Source organism: Streptomyces sp. NPDC033845, from assembly GCF_055576225.1.
In genome coordinates this window covers 20,353-35,654 of record NZ_JBVIRI010000008.1, presented here as the reverse complement: position 1 = coordinate 35,654, position 15,302 = coordinate 20,353, and the positions used below count along the sequence as shown (strand labels likewise).

Below are 15,302 nucleotides of genomic sequence, written 5' to 3'. Positions count from 1 at the left end.
GGCCGTCCGGCCGTGCGGGAGAGGAGGGAGACGGAGCGGGGACGGAGCGGGGACTGAACGGAGATCGAAGGGCCTCCCGGGCAGCCGCGGCGCGGGCGGGGAGGCCGGGACCGGTCCGGGCTGAGGTCCGGCCGGAAGCCGGGCCCGGTCCGGTCGGGTCCGCTCAGGTCCGCGTGACGCACACCTTGCGGAGCACGGCCCGCCCCGAGCCGTCCGAGGACGGGGCGGTGGAGGCACAGCCGGCGGCACTGCCGTCCCCGGCGCCGTCCGGCGCCATCGGCGACCCGGCACCCAGCGCCTCCGGGGCGCCCGGGGCGCGGGGTTCCGGAGCCGGAGCGGCCACGTGCTCGTCATGGGCGTGGGCGCACGGCAGATGCTGGTCGGGGCACCCGGCCGGCGCCGCGGCCGTGCTCGTCATGGCGCCCGCCGTGACCACGCTCGTGTTCTCCGCGGTGATCGTGCGGTCGGGTACCGCAGCGCGATGGTGCCCACCGCTGTCGCAGACGCTGAACAGCAGTGCGACCAGGGCCGACGCCACCAGGGCGACCACCCAGGCGCCGCCGCGGCGGCGGTCACGAGACCCCGAGATGTTCCACACAGTGACGCCGACACTACCGTCCGTGGCTCTGCCCGGATGTGACGGCCGACTGCGCGGAGAGCAGGGATCCGGTCGGGCGGCAGCCGCGAAGCAGCGTCAACTCCGTTGCCCTGTCGGGCAGATGGCTGGAACTCAACACCCTCGGCGCGGCCCCGGATCGTCAGAAGGAGTGAATCCGTTCCGGGACCGCGCTCTTCGGCGTGGCGGGCCGGCCGCCGCCACTCAACTCACCGGGCGAGCTCCTGCTCTATCAGCGCCTTGAACGCCTCGTAGGTGCGCGGCGTCTGGATGCGCCGGCCGTCGAGGAAGAAGGTGGGGGTGCCCTGCACGTTCAGCCCCATGCCGTCCCGCTGGTCGGCCTTGACCCGCTCCTCCGTCGCCGGGTCCTTCACCGCCGCGTCGTAGCGGGCCATGTCCAGGCCGAGCTGTCCGGCGTAGCTGCGGAAGACGTCCGCCTGGGAGTTCCGGAGCTCCCCCCACTCCTTCTGGGTCGCGAACATCTTCTTGTACATGTCCTCGAACCGGCCCTGCCGGGCCGCGGCCTCGACGGCCACCGCCGCGGTCCGGCTGTTGCGGTGCCCGGGCAGCGGGAAGTAGCGGGCGACGAAGGTGACCCGGTCCCCGAACTCCTCCCGCAGCCGCTCGACCGTCGGGTGGACGGCCCCGCAGGACTCGCACTCGAAGTCGAGGAACTCGACCAGGGTCATCTCGCTGCGCGCGGGATCGGTCAGCCGGTGGCTGTCCTCCCGTACGGCCCGGGCCTCGCCCGGAGCGGGCAGCGGCGGGGCGGCCGTGGCCGCGTCGCCCGGCCGGACGAGCAGGAACGTACCGAAAGCGGCCGCCAGGACCGCCACGACGGCGGCGAGGGCGAGCAGGTTCTTCTTGAGTGTGGTCATGATTCTGATTCCTCGATGCTCAGGGCAGGGGGAGCGGGGCCGCAGTCAGTGGGCGCGCGCGAAAGCCCGGCCCGCCACCCGGCCGCGAGGCGAAGAGACGACCTAGACCTGAGCCAGACGGGGGGCCGCGCCGGACGGCAGTCCGGCCGCCGGGGCAGCGGTGAGCCCCGGCACGGCGCGCCCGAACCGCGGCGGTGCGCGCCCGGCGTACGGCCGGACCGCGCCCCTGCCCGGCCCCTCGGCCTCCGGCTCCAGACCCCGCGGGACCTTCCTCGGCCCGTGGCCCGCCGACAGGGGCGGCCAGACGAACAGGATCAGGGCGCGCAGCGCCTCAAGGACCGGTCTGCCGCGCCACAGCAGCCGCTCGGTCAGTCCGAGCAGGTGCGCGGCCAGGACCAGCATCACCAGATGCCCGGCGAAGAAGACCTCCGGCGGGACCCCGGCGGCCGATGCGTGGACGACCAGCGCCATGGGTTCCGAGGAACCGGTCACCGCCGCGCAGGCCCCCGGCAGCGAGTACGCGGCGTGGTACGCCAGCTGGGCTCCTGCCAGCGCCGCGACGAGCTGGCTGTCCGAGAGCCTGTGGCGGTTCAGCAGCACCGCGCTGGGCGCGGCGATCGCCGCCATGCACAGCAGCAGGGCCCAGCGCGGCATCTGCCCCTGGGCCAGCAGCCGGCCGGCGACCGGCAGCAGCACGCACGAGGCCGCCAGGGCCCCGGCCCGCAGACCGCGCACCACTCCGCGGGCCGACGAGGCCGGCCGCGCGACGAGAGGGGCGGACATGGGCGGCTGCCCTTTCGGGAGGTCTTCCGGAACGGACCTGCGGTTCGCGGTCGCCGCTCGCACAGGTCCCGGCGGTCCTCCGCAGCGTATCCCGCACCCCTGCCACCCCCACCCCGCACCCCCACAACCACCCCCGCCCCCACACCGACACCCCACACGGCACCGACGGCACGTAGGGTCGCCCGTGAACCAGAAGCATGATCGGCGAGATCGGCACGATCGAGACCGTACGACGGGATGAGGAGCGGTGACGACGGTGGCGCTGAACTGTGCGGTGCTCGACGACTACCAGGACGTCGCCCGCTCCCTCGCGGACTGGTCCCGCCTGGGCGACCGCGTCACCGTACGCACGCTCACCGAGCACCTGGGCACCGAGGACGAGCTGGTGGCCGCCGTCGCCGACTGCGAGATCGTCGTGGTCATGCGGGAGCGGACCCCCTTCACCGCCAGGCTGTTCGCCCGGCTGCCCCGACTGCGCCTGCTGATCACCTCCGGCATGCGGAACGCCTCCATCGACCTGGCCGCCGCCGACCGCCACGGGGTCACCGTCTGCGGCACCGCCAGCAACTCCGAACCCCCGGCCGAACTCACCTGGGCCCTCCTCCTCGGCCTCGCCCGGCACATCGTCCCGGAGGCCAACGCCCTGCGCACCGACGGCCCCTGGCAGTCCACCCTCGGCGCCGACCTGCACGGTCGGCGCCTCGGACTGCTCGGCCTCGGCAAGATCGGCGCCAAGGTCGCACGCGTCGGCGCGGCCTTCGGCATGGAGGTCACCGCCTGGAGCCGGAACCTCACCCCCGAACGCGCCGAAGCCGCGGGCGCCACCCTCGCCCCGTCCCTCGAACACCTCCTGGGAACCAGCGACTTCGTCTCGGTCCATCTCGTCCTCGGCGAACGCACCCGAGGACTCCTCGGCGAGCGGGAACTCCGCACCATGCGGCCCACCGCCTACCTGGTCAACACCTCCCGCGCCGACATCGTCGACCAGGCAGCCCTGCTGCGGGCGCTGCGCGAGGGATGGATCGCCGGCGCGGCGGCCGACGTGTTCACCACCGAACCCCTCCCCGCCGACGACCCCCTGCGCACCGCGCCCCGCTTCCTCGCCGTCCCGCACCTGGGCTATGTGACGCGCCGCAACTACGAGGGCTACTTCCAGGGCGCGGTCGAGAACATCGAGGCGTACCTCGCCGGAACCCCGGTACGCACCCTGACCAAAACCGGGTCCACCATGACGTATCATCAAACCTGAGCCCGCCGCCCGAACTCGGGAACGGCGCCGGCCGCGCGTTGGTGGTCCAAGGAAAGACACCCCACTTCCCGTGGGGGGATGCAGGTGCAAGGCCTGCCCAGCGCTCCACCGAGGTCCGCCGCCTTCCACCCGAAGGCGGCGGACCTCTTCGCGTCCGGACCTCTTCGCGTACGGGCTGGAGGCGGCGGCCGCCACCCGGCCCCCAGCCGGCCCAAGGTAGGGCAAGCCCTACCCGGCGCCGACCCGCTAGCAGGCTCGTCGTGCCCGCGCAGAACCGCGAACCTGGGCACATGACAGACACCGCCACCCTCCTCAGCGCCCCGCAGGCGCCCACCGCCGCCGCACCCGGATCGGGCGCGGGACGCTTCCGCCGGGAGCTGGGCTATCTGCTGTCCGGCCTACCGCTGGGGCTGGCCGCGTTCACCCTGGCCGTGACGGGAGCCGCCGTAGGGGTGTCGACCCTGGTCGTGTGGGTGGGACTGCCGATCCTGGCCGGGACACTGCGGGCGGCCCGCGCCCTGGCCGATCGCGAACGCCGCCGCGTCACGGCCCTCACCGGCCGCACCTGGCCCTCGGGCCGACAGCGACCGCGCCCGCACGGCACGGGATGGGCGGGCATGCTGCACGCCGTACGCGACCCGCGCGCCTGGCGCGACCTCCTCCACCTGATCGTCGCCTTCCCGCTCCAGGTGCTCACCTTCAGCATCGCTCTGACCTGGACCCTCGGCGGCCTCGGCGAGCTGCTGTACGCCACCTGGTCGTGGTCCCTCCCGCAGGGACCGGACGACCAGGGCCTCGTAGAGCTGCTGTTCGGCACCTCCTCGCAGGCCGCCGACATCGCCTTCAACACCGCAGTCGGCGTGTTCCTGCTGGCCACCGCGCCCCTGATGATCCGCGCCCTCACCACACTCCAGACCCGCACCGCGATCGCCCTGCTCGGTCACCGGCCCGCGTAGCACCCGGGCCCGCTCGGCCTGCCCGACGCGTCGGAACCTACGAGGACGGTGAAGGGGTGCGGCGGTCCGACCGGACCAGGGCGAGGTAGTCGGCGGCCAGCCGGTGGCAGTCGCCGGGCCAGCGGGCGGAGAGGTAGTTGCCGTCCCGGACGGTGAAACCACGGCCGGGACGGGCCGCCGTGTCCCGGACCGGCAGCGGCGGCCCGGCCAGGAAGTGGGACGGGTGGGCGAGTGCCGCGGTCACCTCCGCCTGGACGGTGGTCGGATAGGTGCGGTAGTAGCGGCCCCGCCACATCCTGGTGAGGTTCCAGGCGGTGAGCTCCAGCAGCGAGGTCAGCGCGGTGGTGCGCCGGCCGTACAGCACGGACCGGCCGGTCGTGGGGTCCTGCGCGCGGGCGGCCAGCAGCACGCCGTGACACACCGCCCCCACCGGCAGCCCCACCAGCATCACCCGGGCGAACAGTCGCTGCGCGACGGCGTCCTCCAGCAGTGTCCGCATCCCCCGCGCGTGTCCACCGGGCACGAACAGGCCCTCCAGCACGGCCGGATCGACCTCCGCGTACGACCCGAACTCGGCGCCCTGCACCGGGCGTACGCCGACCGGCTGCTGCACGAGTTCTCGACGGCCGTCACCGTCGCCGAGCGGGTCCGGCAGTGGCTGGCGCACGCCCCGCTCGACAGCACCGCCCCGGCCCCGGCCCGGCCGAGGCGGGCCGGGGTGTCCACCTCCGGCGCGTACCGGCAGCGGCTCCGCGACCAGGGCGAGGGCCGGCCGGATACCGGCGGAATTCAGCCCGCGAGAGCCTCTCGGGCGGCCCGGAATGCCGCCTCTACCGACGTGGCGTCATAGGGAGCGAAACCGGAGAACAGGGCGGATTCCCTGTCCTTCGGCCGGTAGTCGAGAAGGAATCCCAGAACGGCCGAGCGCAGCTCGGGGGACACCTTCGCGCCGGCGATGAACAGGGGTGTCGGCAAGTGGTCCCGCCGGGCGATCACCCGCGTGCGTTCGGCATTGGCGGGGTCCTTCAGCCACACGTCCTCCTGGATGAACGTCGCGTCGGCCGTCCCCGTCACCACCGCCTCCAGCTGCCCCTCGTAGGGCGGGGTGATGATGAACTCGCCGAAGAACTCATCTATACGGGTGCCCAGTTCGTGGGTCAGCAGCATCGGGGCGAGAAAGCTCGTCGTGCAGTAGCGGTGGGCGATGGCGAGCCTCCTGCCGCGCAGCCCGTCAGGGGTGGCGACCCCGCCGTCGGCGCGGACCACGAGGACGCTCGGGATGCCGGTGGTGCCGTCCGCCGCGTAGACGGCGCTGGCGAGCGGGGCGTACGCGGGGTCGTCACGCAGCGGGAAGTAGTTGAGGACGGGGAGATAGGAGAACATCGCCGCGTGCTTTTCGAGCTGCTCGGTCAGCGGGGTCATGTCCCCGTGATATCCGGTCACCTGAATTCGGTGCGCATCGAGAAAAGCCGACCATTCCGGTGAGTCGATTTCGAGTCTCAGATTGGCGTCGTACATCAGGGTGACGGTGGCGTCCATTGCTCCTCCGATCGCGCGACCCGTCATCCAGTCTTCCCCCTCCCGCGAGGAGGTGCATCCGTGCGGCCCCTGGGGGAGTCGTACGGATGGAGCACCTTCTGCCCTGGCGTGCCACCGGCCGGCGGACGAACCTGTGGGGGTCGCGTTCCTGAGCACCAGCGCTCGTCGATCTTGAGTACGGCTACTCAGGCCTCCGGCGTTCGCCCCGACCAGAGTGGGGGGTGCAAGCCACCGAGTCCCGGATGACTGGAGAGTCCCGTGCGCACCGTCCCGACCCGCCGTTCCGCCACCGCCGCCCTGCCCGCCGGCCGCCGACTGCGGGCCACCGCGGCCACGCTCCTGGCCGGTGCCGCGGCGGTGGTCACGCTGACCGGCTGCGCCGGCCTGGAGTACCGCGAGTACGTGTGCCAGGACAGCGAGTACCCGGTGATGAGCGTCGGCGGCACCGGATCCGCGTGCACGGCCAAGAGCGAGGAGCCGCCGTCCGGCTACACCCGCTACCCGGCCGGGAAGGTCCCGCACGAGGTCGGCGACAAGTGGGACCTCTACTGGGACACCCACACCATCGACGCCGACGGCAAGACCGTCCCGGCCACCCCCTGACCGACCGTCCCGACCCCCTCGTGCGCGTTGGCCCCGCCGTTCCCCCGTGCGGGGAAACCGTTTGGCGGGGCGCCGCCGCCGCTGCTACCTTCCCGGAAGCCGTGCGAGAGAACGAGGAGGTGGTACCCGTGAACGCAGTATCGACATGGGTGCTCCCCTCAGGGGTCACGGTCGGGCGGTAGGTCGTCCGGGAGCGCCGATCACGAGCACTCCCGAAAGGCACGACCATGCGCTTCACCTCCGAACGGCGCCTCGAAGACGGCGTCCTCGAACGCGAATTCACCCTGGACGGGATCCCCGGTTTCCTCTGGACACCCGAGACCGCGTCCGGATCCGCCCCGGCACCGCTGATCCTCCTCGGACACCCCCCGCTCGGGCTGCGCGGAATGTACCCGCGCCTGCTCGACCGGGCCCGGCAGTCCGCCGCCGAGGGCTTCGCCACGGCCACCATCGAGCTCCCCGGGGCCGGTGAGCGGCCCCGCCTGCCCGCCGTCGACGAGGCCCGCGCCGATCTGCGCCGGGCACTCGGGGCGGGCGAACCGGTCGCCGACGCGACCGTCGACGCCCTCGTCCTCCCCCTGGTCGAACAGGCGGTCCCGGAATGGCGGGCCGCACTGGACGCGCTCCTCGAACTGCCCGAGACCAGGGGCCCGGTCGGCTACTCGGGGGGACTGATCTCCATCGGCATCCGGCTGGCGGCGGTCGAGCCGAGGGTCTCGGCCGCGGTCCTGTTCGCCGGCAGCTTCGTGCCCCGCAGCATGTTCGAGGAGGCCCGACGGGTCACCGTCCCGCTGCACGTCCTGCTCCAGTGGGACGACGAGGGCAACGACCGGCAGACGGCCCTGGACCTGTTCGACGCCTTCGGCTCGGCGGACAAGTCCCTGCACGCACACCTCGGCGGGCACACCGGTGTCCCGCCGCACGCGGGCGAGGCCGCCGTCAGGTTCTTCACCCGCCACCTGGAGTGAGCGCGGACTGACCGTACGGGCGCCTCCTGGAAGGGGGCGCCCGTGACGGATTCCTGGAACGGCCTGGGGCAGGGCTGCGTCCCTTCCGGATGACGGGGTGACGGCGACCGGGGCACCGGTCGGGGCGGAAGGGGCGAGATGGCGGGACGAACGACCGGCAGGTGGCTGGTGGCGCTCGCGGTGGGGGTACCGCTGGCGGTGGCCGTGATCGTCATGGCGGTGGTGTTCACCGGGACGGGCACCCTGGGCCGCAGCCCCCTCCACCAGGCCGTGGCCGCCCAGCTCAAGGCCGCGGGCGGCAACGGGACCGTACCGTCGGCGGAGCCCGCGGCCGGACCGTCGGCCGGGTCCGACAGCGGCTGCCCGGGTGGGCAGGAGGATCCGGCGGCCGCCCTGCGGCGCCTCGCGGGGCCCTCCTTCGGGCACAAGATCGTGTCCTCCACCGAGAGCGGCGACAGCGCCTCCGTCAATGTGGACCTCACCCCGCCGGACGGTTCCCGGATCCAGGCCGTTCTGGAACTGCACCGCGTCGGCGACCGCTGGCACCTCTGCACCGCCTCCGCCGGCCGGCTCGTGATCGACCCGGACCCGTTCTGACCGCCGCCCGCCCCGGACAGCCGTGACGGGTGGACGCCGCTCAGGGCGGGGAGGCGCCGTTCGCCCGGTGTGCCCGTACGACCTCGGCGAGATCGCCGAGCCGGTCCAGCCCGCCCACCGCCCGGGCCATCCGCGGATTGCCCTCCAGCCGCTTCCGGTGCCGGTCGAGGAAGGCCCAGTAGCCGGTGGTGTAGGGACAGGCCCGGTCACCGGTCCGGTCGGTGGGCCGGTACCGGCAGCCGCCGCACAGATCGCTCATCCGGTGGATGTAGGCGCCCCCCGAGGTGTACGGCTTGGTGGTCATCAGCCCGCCGTCCGCGTACTGCGACATGCCCACCACGTTCGGCAGCATCACCCAGTCGTACCCGTCCACGAAGCAGCGGTGGAACCAGTCCGTCACCGCCGCCGGGTCCCAACCCCGTTGCAGGGCGTGGCTGCCCAGCAGCATCAGCCGGGGGATGTGGTGGGTCCAGCCGGTGTCCCTGACCTGCGCCAGCACCGTGGACAGGCAGCGGGCCCCCACCGCCTCCGCGTCCAGCTCCGTGAACCACTCGGGCAGCGGCGCGGTGTGGCGCAGTGCGTTGCGGTGCCGATAGTCCTCGCCGAAGTGCCAGTACAGGTGCCATACGTACTCCCGCCAGCCGCACACCTGCCGGATGAACCCCTCCGCGCTGTTGAGCGGCACCCGGCCGGCCCGCCAGGCCTCCTCGGCCCGGGCCACGCACTCGGCGGGGTCCAGCAGCCCGAGGTTCAGCGAGGAGGACAACAGGCTGTGGCTCATCACGGGATCGGCGGCCAGCACCGCGTCCTCGTACGCGCCGAACCCGGCCAGCCGGTGCGTGACGAAGTGGTCCAGCGCGGCGAGGGCCTCCCGGCGGCTGGCCGGGAACAGTCGGGGCCCGTCGCGGCCCACGAACGTGATGTCGCCCTCCCGCTCCCAACGGTCCAGGTCCCGCCGCACGCCCTCGTCGATGGCGTCCTCCCGCGGCCGGTACGGGGGCGGCGCGCCCAAGGTGTCCCGGCCGCGGGGCGGTGGTTCCCGGTTGTCGTGGTCGAGGTTCCAGCGGCCACCGGCCGGCCCGTCCCCGTCCATGAGGATGCCGTGGCCGCGGCGGGTGTGCTCGTAGAAGTTCTCCTGGAGCAGCCGGCGTCCCCTCTGCCGGTCGGCCCAGTCCGCGAACTCCTTTCTGCCGACCAGGAATCCGCGGGCCGGATGCACGGTGACCGTCGGCAGCGACTCCACCAGCGCGAGGGCGGCCCGGGAGGTGGGGTGGTGGACGGAGACCGGAGCGCCGTCCGCCACCGCCCGGGCCAGGCCCTCCCGATAGGTGTCGGCCTTGACGTAGCGGGCGCTGTCGCCGAGCTCGGCCGCCCGGTGGCGCATCGCACTGAGCACCAGATGGGCCTTGGCCCGGTGGAAGCGGCGGCGCCGGAAGACGGCACGGGACTCGATCAGCAGCCAACGGGTGTTCCGAGGTGTCCCGCCGGCCGCCGTCGCGGTGAAGTGCGGACCGAGCTGGTCGCCGAACAACCAGTGCACTGGACTCATGACGGCATCCAACCATCGGCTAGCCTGCCGGGATGTCTGTGAACATCGGTTTCGACTTCCGCGTCTCGAACATCGTCGACGAACCCCAGGCCCTGGCGGTCGTCGGGGAACTCCGGGAGCTGATGCGGGACGAGAGCATCGCCGACCAGGTGCGGGTGGCTGCGGAGCAGCAGCGGGACGGTGCCTGGATCGTCGTGGGGAGCACCGACTTCCCGGTCATCGTGACCGGCTCCGGCGTGTGGTGCCCGAAGTTCGAGGGGGCCGTGGCCTGGTACGCGCGGGAGGCGGCGCCCGCGGCGACGGTGGTACTGGACTGGAACTATCCCGACGAGGAGTACTGACCCGGAGTGCCGGCCGGCTGTCCCACCGGGCAGGATGACGGACATGGCCAAGGGACAGAACACGGGTTTCGCGCTGCCGCCGGGGGCGACGGGCTTCGTCACACCGGAGGACGGCCCGCTCACGGAGACCGACCCCCGGGTGTTCCGCAGGGCCCTGCACGCCCTGCCCGCCTGGTGGGAGGGCAGGGCGGCGAGTTCGAGGCCCAGGACTACCCCCGGACCTTCCACACCTCCCGCCGCCCCCGTGGGCCGGCGTCTTCGCCGACGAGGGCCTCATGGCGCTGAGCGGCGAGCGACTCTCCACCCCACTCGCCGGGGACGGCTCCGCGGTCCAGGCGTCACCTGCCCCGCGGAGGCCTTCGGGATCGCCACCCATTTCCGACGGGCTACCAGAGGGTGGTGAAGCCCAGCCGGAGGCGGGCGTTGGCCTCGCTCTCGGTGAGGGAGCCGCCGCGCACGTTGTTGACCTGCCCGGCGTCGAGGGCCTTGTCGTAGACGCGTACGTCGTCGATGGCGCCGCCGAAGTGTTCCAGGCCGTCCGGTCGGGCCCCGAGGTGGATGTCGTAGGGACCGGCGGGGCTGACGTCCCCGGTTTCGCCGTGCGCGGTGGCGGTCGTGGCGCCGTCGACGGTCAGGCGCAGCGATTCGCCCTCGCGGACGAGGGCCACGTGGTGCCATTGCCCGTCGCGGTAGGAGGAGTCGAGCTTCGCCTCCAGGTATCCGCCGCTGCCGCTGACCACACCGCGGAGGGATTCGGTTCCCTTGGCGGCGTCGCGCTCCGCCTTGATGAACACCTGCTGCGTTCCGGCTCCGTTGCCGTAGGCCCAGAAGACGGGCTGGGCGCCGTCGGACTCGTTGTGCCGGAAGTGGGCGGTGACGGTGAAGTCGCCCGCCGACAGGTCCAGGTCGGGTGAGCAGCCGGAGAGACGGAGGTGGTCGTCCTGGCCGTCGAGGGCGATGGCCGTGCCGGAGCCGCGGGGGGTCAGCGCGGCGCCGCCGTGCACGGCCGCGTCGTCGCGGTAGGCGCCGACCGGGTCCGAGGTGCGGGGCAGCCGGACCCGGGTCGTCGCGCCGGTCGCCTGGGACGGGTTGAAGGTGGTGAAGTCGATGTTGCCGTGGGAGGTGTTGACGGCGGTCTCGTAGACCAGGGCGACCGCGTCCGAGCTGATCAGGCTCATGTCCGAGTACCCGGCACGGTCGGGGCCGACCAGCAGGCCGGTGGCCGACCAGTTCGACCCTTCGTCGGCGGAGGAGCGGACGGCGAGTTGCTGTCGGTCCGACACGCTGCCGCCGGAGCGGGACGGGGCCGAGAAGAGGATGCGGTCCTGGGTGCCGCCGAGGTCCTTGGGCGGCAGCCTGAGCAGGGAGCCGAACACGGGCGGGACGTCGAGGTCGGCCACCGGCACCCGGTCGAAGGGCGCGAGGACCGAGCCGGGCGCCGAGGGGTCGGGGAGCCCGGAGAAGGACTGGCCGCCGTCGGTGCTCAGCGCGGCGAGCCGGCGCTCGTTGTAGCCGCAGGCCGCGCTGCTGCGGGCGTTCACGTACAGCGACCCGTCGGTGCGTTCCACGACCGCGAGCTCGCCCGGGTTCGTCACCGTCACGGTGCCGCTCCTGATGGAGCCGGCGTGGCGGGCGCCGAGGCTCCAGGTGAGGCCGCCGTCGTCGCTGTAGTACAGCTGGCCGCCGCCGATGTCGTCCGACCCGTCGAGCGGGGTCCCGCGGTCGTCGCGGTGGTCCCCGGTGACCACGAGCCGGCCGTGGTGGGCGCCGCGGGTCAGCTGGATGCCGTGGCCGGGACCGGTGGAGACCCAGTTCCAGGTGTCCCCCTTCAGATGGGGCAGCGCTCTGTCGTCGCGCCAGCCGGCGCCCTCGTCGGCGCTGGAGACGACGCGCAGGTTCCGGACACCGCGGTCGCGGGTCCCGTTGGGGTTGAACTTCCAGTCGCTGGTGGCGTAGAGCACGCTGATGCGGCCGGTGACCGCGTCGACCACGGGGGAGGGGTTGCCGTAAGCGTCGTCGTCACCGGCCGCCGCGCCGGCCACCACGGTCAGTGCGCCCCAGGTCCGCCCGCCGTCGACGGACTTCTTCACCACGATGTCGTTGTGGCCTATGTCGTCGCAGGTGTCCACCCGGCCCTCGGCGAAGGCGAGCAGGGCACCGGACCGGGTCGTGACGATCGAGGGGATCCGGAAGCAGGTGTACCCGTCGCCGCCGACCACGAAGGGGCGGGACTTCGCGGCCACACCGGCGGCGGTGGCGGCCGGTGCCGGGGGCAGCAGGGCGGCACCGCCGAGGAAGGCGGCCCCGGCGACCCCGAGCACGGCGAGCCGGCCGGCCCGTCGGACCTGTCCGCGCCATGCGCGCCATACGCGCGTCGCGCGCGTCGCGTGCGACGGGCCGGACGGGCCGGACGGGTCTGCCGGGCCTGCCGTGCTCAACGGGCTTGCCGGGGAAGGCGGGTGGGTCGGGCTGTCGGATCGCATCGTGCTCCTTCGTTGCCTGGATCAAGGCTCGGAAGAGTGTGAACGATCACTGTGTGCCGGAGCCGGCCGGCGGACGGCCGCCGGCTGTCGGCCGCCTGACGGTCAGCTGAACATGTCGAGGTAGTGCTTCTCGTGGACCGGGTGGTAGTCGCCGAAGTCGACCGCGGCCGGGTCGCCGCCCGTCTCGGCGGCGACGAGCCGGTCGAGGTAGTAGTCCCAGCCGGGCCCCACCCCGCCCGCCATCGCGGGATCGTCGCCCACGGACTGGCTGAAGGTGAGCGTGGTGGTGCCCTCGTGTTCCACGAGCGTCAGGGTCATGTGCCAGGTGTGCTCCTGGCCGGGAACATGGGATTCGAGGACGAGACGGTGCGGGGGCCGGCATTCCTGGATGGTGAGGACCTCGGCCTGGTGCTCGTCGCCCTCGAAGAGCATCCGGAAGTCGACCGCCCCGGACGCCGGGTCGCCGGTCCACGCGCCGATCCAGCGGGCCAGCCGGTCCGACTCGGTGACCGCAGCCCAGACGTCCTCGATACCGGCGCGGAACGTGCGGTCGAAAGCGATGCTGTCCAGGCCGTCGATGGTCTCGCGGCGGCCGGTGGGGGTGCTGGTCATGCGGATTCCTCCTGAGGTCGTTCTCCGCCGGGCACGGCCTCGCCGTCGGCCCGGCGGTCACGGACGGTTCTGCGTACTTCCAGATCGAGGGCGTCGAACGCGCTCTCGGGGATCGGGGGGCGGCGCCCGCTGAGCTCGTCGACCAGCTCCCGGACCGGGTCGAGGCCCGCGCGGGCGAGGGCGTAGTGGCGCTCCCGTCCGTGGTCCTCGACGGTGGCGAGCCCGGCCTCGGTGAGCAGCCTCAGATGCTTGCTCACCGCGGGACGGCTGATCGGGTGCCGCGCCGCGAGGTCGACCACCCGGGCGGGGCCGGAGGCGAGCGCGCGCAGCAGGTCACGACGTATGGGGTCGGCCAGGGCGATGAACGGGTCCACACCTCATTGGTAACCCATGGGTTACCAATTGGCAAGTGCGGGCATGGCGTGACGTGCTCCGGTCAGGGGGTGCGGGTGGCGGTGTGCCAGGTGAGGTAGCCGCCGTCGAGGTTGGTGGCCGTGAGGCCGTACTGGGCGAGGAGGCGTGCGGCGGTGTGGCCGCGGAGCCCGGCCTGGCAGTACACGATCAGCGGTCGGTCGGCGGGGAGCTCGGCACGCCGGTCGCGGAGCTCGTCGAGGGGGATGTGGCGGGCGCCGGGGACGGCTCCGGCCCGGTGCTCGGCAGCGGTCCGCACATCCACGAGGAGCGCCCCGGCACTGGTCGCGGCGGGCAGTTCGTGCCACTGGAGGGTGCGCACGGTGCCGGTGGCGAGGTTGTCGGCGATGTAGCCGGCCATGTTGACGGGGTCCTTGGCGGAGCCGTAGGGCGGGGCGTAGGCGAGTTCGAGGTCGGCGAGCTCGGACGCGGTCAGACCGGCCGTGATGGCGGTGGCCAGGACGTCGATCCGCTTGTCGACCCCCTGTGTGCCGACGGCCTGGGCACCGAGGATCGCGTCGGTGGCCGGGTCGACGAGGAGTTTGAGGGCGAGCTGGGCGGCGCCCGGGTAGTAGCCGGCGTGGTGGGCGGGGTGCAGGTGGATGGCGCGGTGCGGGAGTCCGGCGGCGCGCAGGCGCTTCTCGCTCCAGCCCGTGGCGGCGGCGGTGAGGCCGAAGACCTGGACGATGGCGGTGCCGACGGCGGCGCGGCTCCGTACCGGCCGGCCGGCGATGGCGTCGGCCACCAGGCGGCCGTGGCGGTTGGCGAGGTTGGCCAGCGGGACGAGGGCGGGCTCGCCGGTCAGATGATCGGTCTTCTCGGAGGCGTCGCCGACGGCGTGGATACGGGGGTCGCTGGTGCGCTGGCGCTCGTCGACGGCGATGCCGCCGCGCGGCCCGAGGGCCAGGCCGGCTTCGCGGGCGAGCCGGGTCTCGGGGCGCACGCCGATCGCGAAGACGACGAGATCGGCGGGCAGCGTGCTGCCGTCGGCGAGCTCGACCGTGGCGGGCAGGATCTTGGCGGCCTGGGCGCCGAGGCGGAGGTCGACCCCGTGGGCCGTCAGCTCGTCCGCGAGCGGGCGGGCCATCTCGGGGTCGAGGGGAGCCAGCACCTGGTCGGCGAGTTCGACGAGGGTGACGGCCAGGCCGCGGTGGCGGAGGTTCTCGGCGACCTCGACGCCGATGAATCCGCCGCCCACCACGACGGCGGACCTGGCGCCGCCCTCCAGGGCCGCCTGGATGGCGTCGGTGTCGGTGACATCACGCAGGGTCAGACCGCGTTCGGCCCCGGGCAGCGGCGGCACGATCGGGTGGGCGCCCGGGCTGAGGACCAGGTGGTCGTAGTGCTGCTCCGTCTCGGCGCCGGTCTCCAGGTCCCGGACGGTGACGGTGCGGGCGGCCGGGTCGACGGCGAGGGCCTCGTGGCGGGTGCGGACGTCGAGGCGGAAGCGGTCGTGCAGGGACCGCGGGGTCTGGAGCAGGAGATCGCCGCGGTCCGGGATGATCCCGCCGAGGTGGTAGGGCAGGCCGCAGTTGGCGTACGAGACGTCGTGCCCGCGCTCCAGGACGACGATCTCGGCCTGCTCGTCCAGACGGCGCAGCCGGGTCGCGGCGGACATTCCGCCGGCGACACCTCCGATGATGATGACCTTCACGGCAGTGCTCCTCGTATGTGGGGGGTGGGGCGAAGGGTGTGGCTCGCGAACATCCGATGTCCG

The 15,302-nt window shown here is 73.3% G+C and carries 16 protein-coding genes; 6 read left to right on the top strand and 10 right to left on the bottom strand.

The window, feature by feature from the left end:
- Nucleotides 1-163: 163 nt before the first annotated feature.
- The 3 genes from ACZ50K_RS18715 to ACZ50K_RS18705 all read right to left on the bottom strand — a co-directional run bounded on the left by ACZ50K_RS18715 (nucleotide 164) and on the right by ACZ50K_RS18705 (nucleotide 2,277).
- Nucleotides 164-598, bottom strand: a complete 435-nt coding sequence (locus ACZ50K_RS18715; RefSeq protein WP_468904112.1) for a hypothetical protein — start codon at nucleotides 596-598, stop codon at nucleotides 164-166.
- Between the two features lie 227 nt (nucleotides 599-825).
- Nucleotides 826-1,494, bottom strand: coding sequence for a DsbA family protein (locus ACZ50K_RS18710; RefSeq protein WP_468904109.1), 669 nt, complete (start codon nucleotides 1,492-1,494; stop codon nucleotides 826-828).
- Between the two features lie 102 nt (nucleotides 1,495-1,596).
- Complete coding sequence (locus ACZ50K_RS18705) at nucleotides 1,597-2,277, bottom strand: hypothetical protein (RefSeq protein ID WP_468904107.1); 681 nt, start codon at nucleotides 2,275-2,277, stop codon at nucleotides 1,597-1,599.
- Nucleotides 2,278-2,533: 256 nt separating this feature from the next.
- Between ACZ50K_RS18705 and ACZ50K_RS18700 the strand changes: the two genes are divergently transcribed.
- Nucleotides 2,534-3,526 (top strand): D-2-hydroxyacid dehydrogenase family protein, encoded by a 993-nt coding sequence (locus ACZ50K_RS18700; protein WP_468904105.1) that lies wholly within the window; start codon nucleotides 2,534-2,536, stop codon nucleotides 3,524-3,526.
- Between the two features lie 290 nt (nucleotides 3,527-3,816).
- A complete protein-coding gene (locus ACZ50K_RS18695) occupies nucleotides 3,817-4,482 on the top strand; it encodes a sensor domain-containing protein (RefSeq protein WP_468904102.1) in 666 nt (221 codons plus the stop codon).
- A gap of 37 nt (nucleotides 4,483-4,519) precedes the next feature.
- Here ACZ50K_RS18695 and ACZ50K_RS18690 read toward each other — a convergent pair whose 3' ends face one another.
- Together ACZ50K_RS18690 and ACZ50K_RS18685 are read right to left on the bottom strand one after the other, a co-directional pair.
- Nucleotides 4,520-5,149 (bottom strand): type 1 glutamine amidotransferase family protein, encoded by a 630-nt coding sequence (locus ACZ50K_RS18690; RefSeq protein WP_468904100.1) that lies wholly within the window; start codon nucleotides 5,147-5,149, stop codon nucleotides 4,520-4,522.
- Between the two features lie 122 nt (nucleotides 5,150-5,271).
- The gene (locus ACZ50K_RS18685; RefSeq protein WP_468904098.1) at nucleotides 5,272-6,021 is read right to left on the bottom strand and encodes a phosphate/phosphite/phosphonate ABC transporter substrate-binding protein; all 750 of its coding nucleotides are present in this window, start codon (nucleotides 6,019-6,021) and stop codon (nucleotides 5,272-5,274) included.
- Nucleotides 6,022-6,279: 258 nt separating this feature from the next.
- On the opposite strand from ACZ50K_RS18685, the gene ACZ50K_RS18680 reads away from it, so the two are divergent.
- The 3 genes from ACZ50K_RS18680 (at nucleotide 6,280) to ACZ50K_RS18670 (ending at nucleotide 8,189) form a co-directional block, all read left to right on the top strand.
- Entirely contained in the window at nucleotides 6,280-6,624 is a 345-nt protein-coding gene (locus ACZ50K_RS18680) for an SCO0607 family lipoprotein (RefSeq protein ID WP_468904095.1), read from the top strand.
- Nucleotides 6,625-6,851: 227 nt separating this feature from the next.
- A complete protein-coding gene (locus ACZ50K_RS18675) occupies nucleotides 6,852-7,592 on the top strand; it encodes a dienelactone hydrolase family protein (RefSeq protein WP_468904093.1) in 741 nt (246 codons plus the stop codon).
- A gap of 138 nt (nucleotides 7,593-7,730) precedes the next feature.
- Nucleotides 7,731-8,189 carry a nuclear transport factor 2 family protein gene (locus tag ACZ50K_RS18670; protein ID WP_468904091.1) on the top strand — a complete coding sequence of 153 codons (459 nt, stop codon included), beginning with the start codon at nucleotides 7,731-7,733 and terminating at the stop codon, nucleotides 8,187-8,189.
- Between the two features lie 40 nt (nucleotides 8,190-8,229).
- On the opposite strand, the gene ACZ50K_RS18665 is transcribed toward ACZ50K_RS18670, so the two are convergent.
- Nucleotides 8,230-9,738, bottom strand: a complete 1,509-nt coding sequence (locus ACZ50K_RS18665) for a cryptochrome/photolyase family protein (protein WP_468904089.1) — start codon at nucleotides 9,736-9,738, stop codon at nucleotides 8,230-8,232.
- Nucleotides 9,739-9,770: 32 nt separating this feature from the next.
- Between ACZ50K_RS18665 and ACZ50K_RS18660 the strand changes: the two genes are divergently transcribed.
- Nucleotides 9,771-10,079 (top strand): hypothetical protein, encoded by a 309-nt coding sequence (locus ACZ50K_RS18660; protein ID WP_468904086.1) that lies wholly within the window; start codon nucleotides 9,771-9,773, stop codon nucleotides 10,077-10,079.
- Between the two features lie 386 nt (nucleotides 10,080-10,465).
- Here the strand turns inward: ACZ50K_RS18660 and ACZ50K_RS18655 are convergent, their stop codons facing one another.
- The 4 genes from ACZ50K_RS18655 to ACZ50K_RS18640 form a co-directional block, all read right to left on the bottom strand.
- Complete coding sequence (locus ACZ50K_RS18655) at nucleotides 10,466-12,400, bottom strand: LamG-like jellyroll fold domain-containing protein (protein ID WP_468904084.1); 1,935 nt, start codon at nucleotides 12,398-12,400, stop codon at nucleotides 10,466-10,468.
- Nucleotides 12,401-12,664: 264 nt separating this feature from the next.
- Complete coding sequence (locus tag ACZ50K_RS18650; RefSeq protein WP_468904081.1) at nucleotides 12,665-13,174, bottom strand: SRPBCC family protein; 510 nt, start codon at nucleotides 13,172-13,174, stop codon at nucleotides 12,665-12,667.
- Nucleotides 13,171-13,548, bottom strand: coding sequence for an ArsR/SmtB family transcription factor (locus ACZ50K_RS18645; RefSeq protein WP_468904079.1), 378 nt, complete (start codon nucleotides 13,546-13,548; stop codon nucleotides 13,171-13,173). The genes ACZ50K_RS18650 and ACZ50K_RS18645 overlap by 4 nt, the downstream gene beginning before the upstream one ends.
- 62 nt (nucleotides 13,549-13,610) lie before the next feature.
- Nucleotides 13,611-15,239: an FAD-dependent oxidoreductase gene (locus ACZ50K_RS18640; protein ID WP_468904077.1), complete on the bottom strand. Its 1,629-nt coding sequence runs from the start codon at nucleotides 15,237-15,239 to the stop codon at nucleotides 13,611-13,613.
- Nucleotides 15,240-15,302: the final 63 nt, after the last annotated feature.

What these genes read in the sequence shown, in the direction of transcription:
- ACZ50K_RS18710 (WP_468904109.1), bottom strand. Translation starts at nt 1,494, where the DNA reads ATGACCACACTCAAGAAGAACCTGCTCGCCCTCGCCGCCGTCGTGGCG.
- ACZ50K_RS18705 (WP_468904107.1), bottom strand. Translation starts at nt 2,277, where the DNA reads ATGTCCGCCCCTCTCGTCGCGCGGCCGGCCTCGTCGGCCCGCGGAGTG.
- ACZ50K_RS18695 (WP_468904102.1), top strand. Translation starts at nt 3,817, where the DNA reads ATGACAGACACCGCCACCCTCCTCAGCGCCCCGCAGGCGCCCACCGCC.
- ACZ50K_RS18685 (WP_468904098.1), bottom strand. Translation starts at nt 6,021, where the DNA reads ATGGACGCCACCGTCACCCTGATGTACGACGCCAATCTGAGACTCGAA.
- ACZ50K_RS18675 (WP_468904093.1), top strand. Translation starts at nt 6,852, where the DNA reads ATGCGCTTCACCTCCGAACGGCGCCTCGAAGACGGCGTCCTCGAACGC.
- ACZ50K_RS18670 (WP_468904091.1), top strand. Translation starts at nt 7,731, where the DNA reads ATGGCGGGACGAACGACCGGCAGGTGGCTGGTGGCGCTCGCGGTGGGG.
- ACZ50K_RS18665 (WP_468904089.1), bottom strand. Translation starts at nt 9,738, where the DNA reads ATGAGTCCAGTGCACTGGTTGTTCGGCGACCAGCTCGGTCCGCACTTC.
- ACZ50K_RS18660 (WP_468904086.1), top strand. Translation starts at nt 9,771, where the DNA reads ATGTCTGTGAACATCGGTTTCGACTTCCGCGTCTCGAACATCGTCGAC.
- ACZ50K_RS18650 (WP_468904081.1), bottom strand. Translation starts at nt 13,174, where the DNA reads ATGACCAGCACCCCCACCGGCCGCCGCGAGACCATCGACGGCCTGGAC.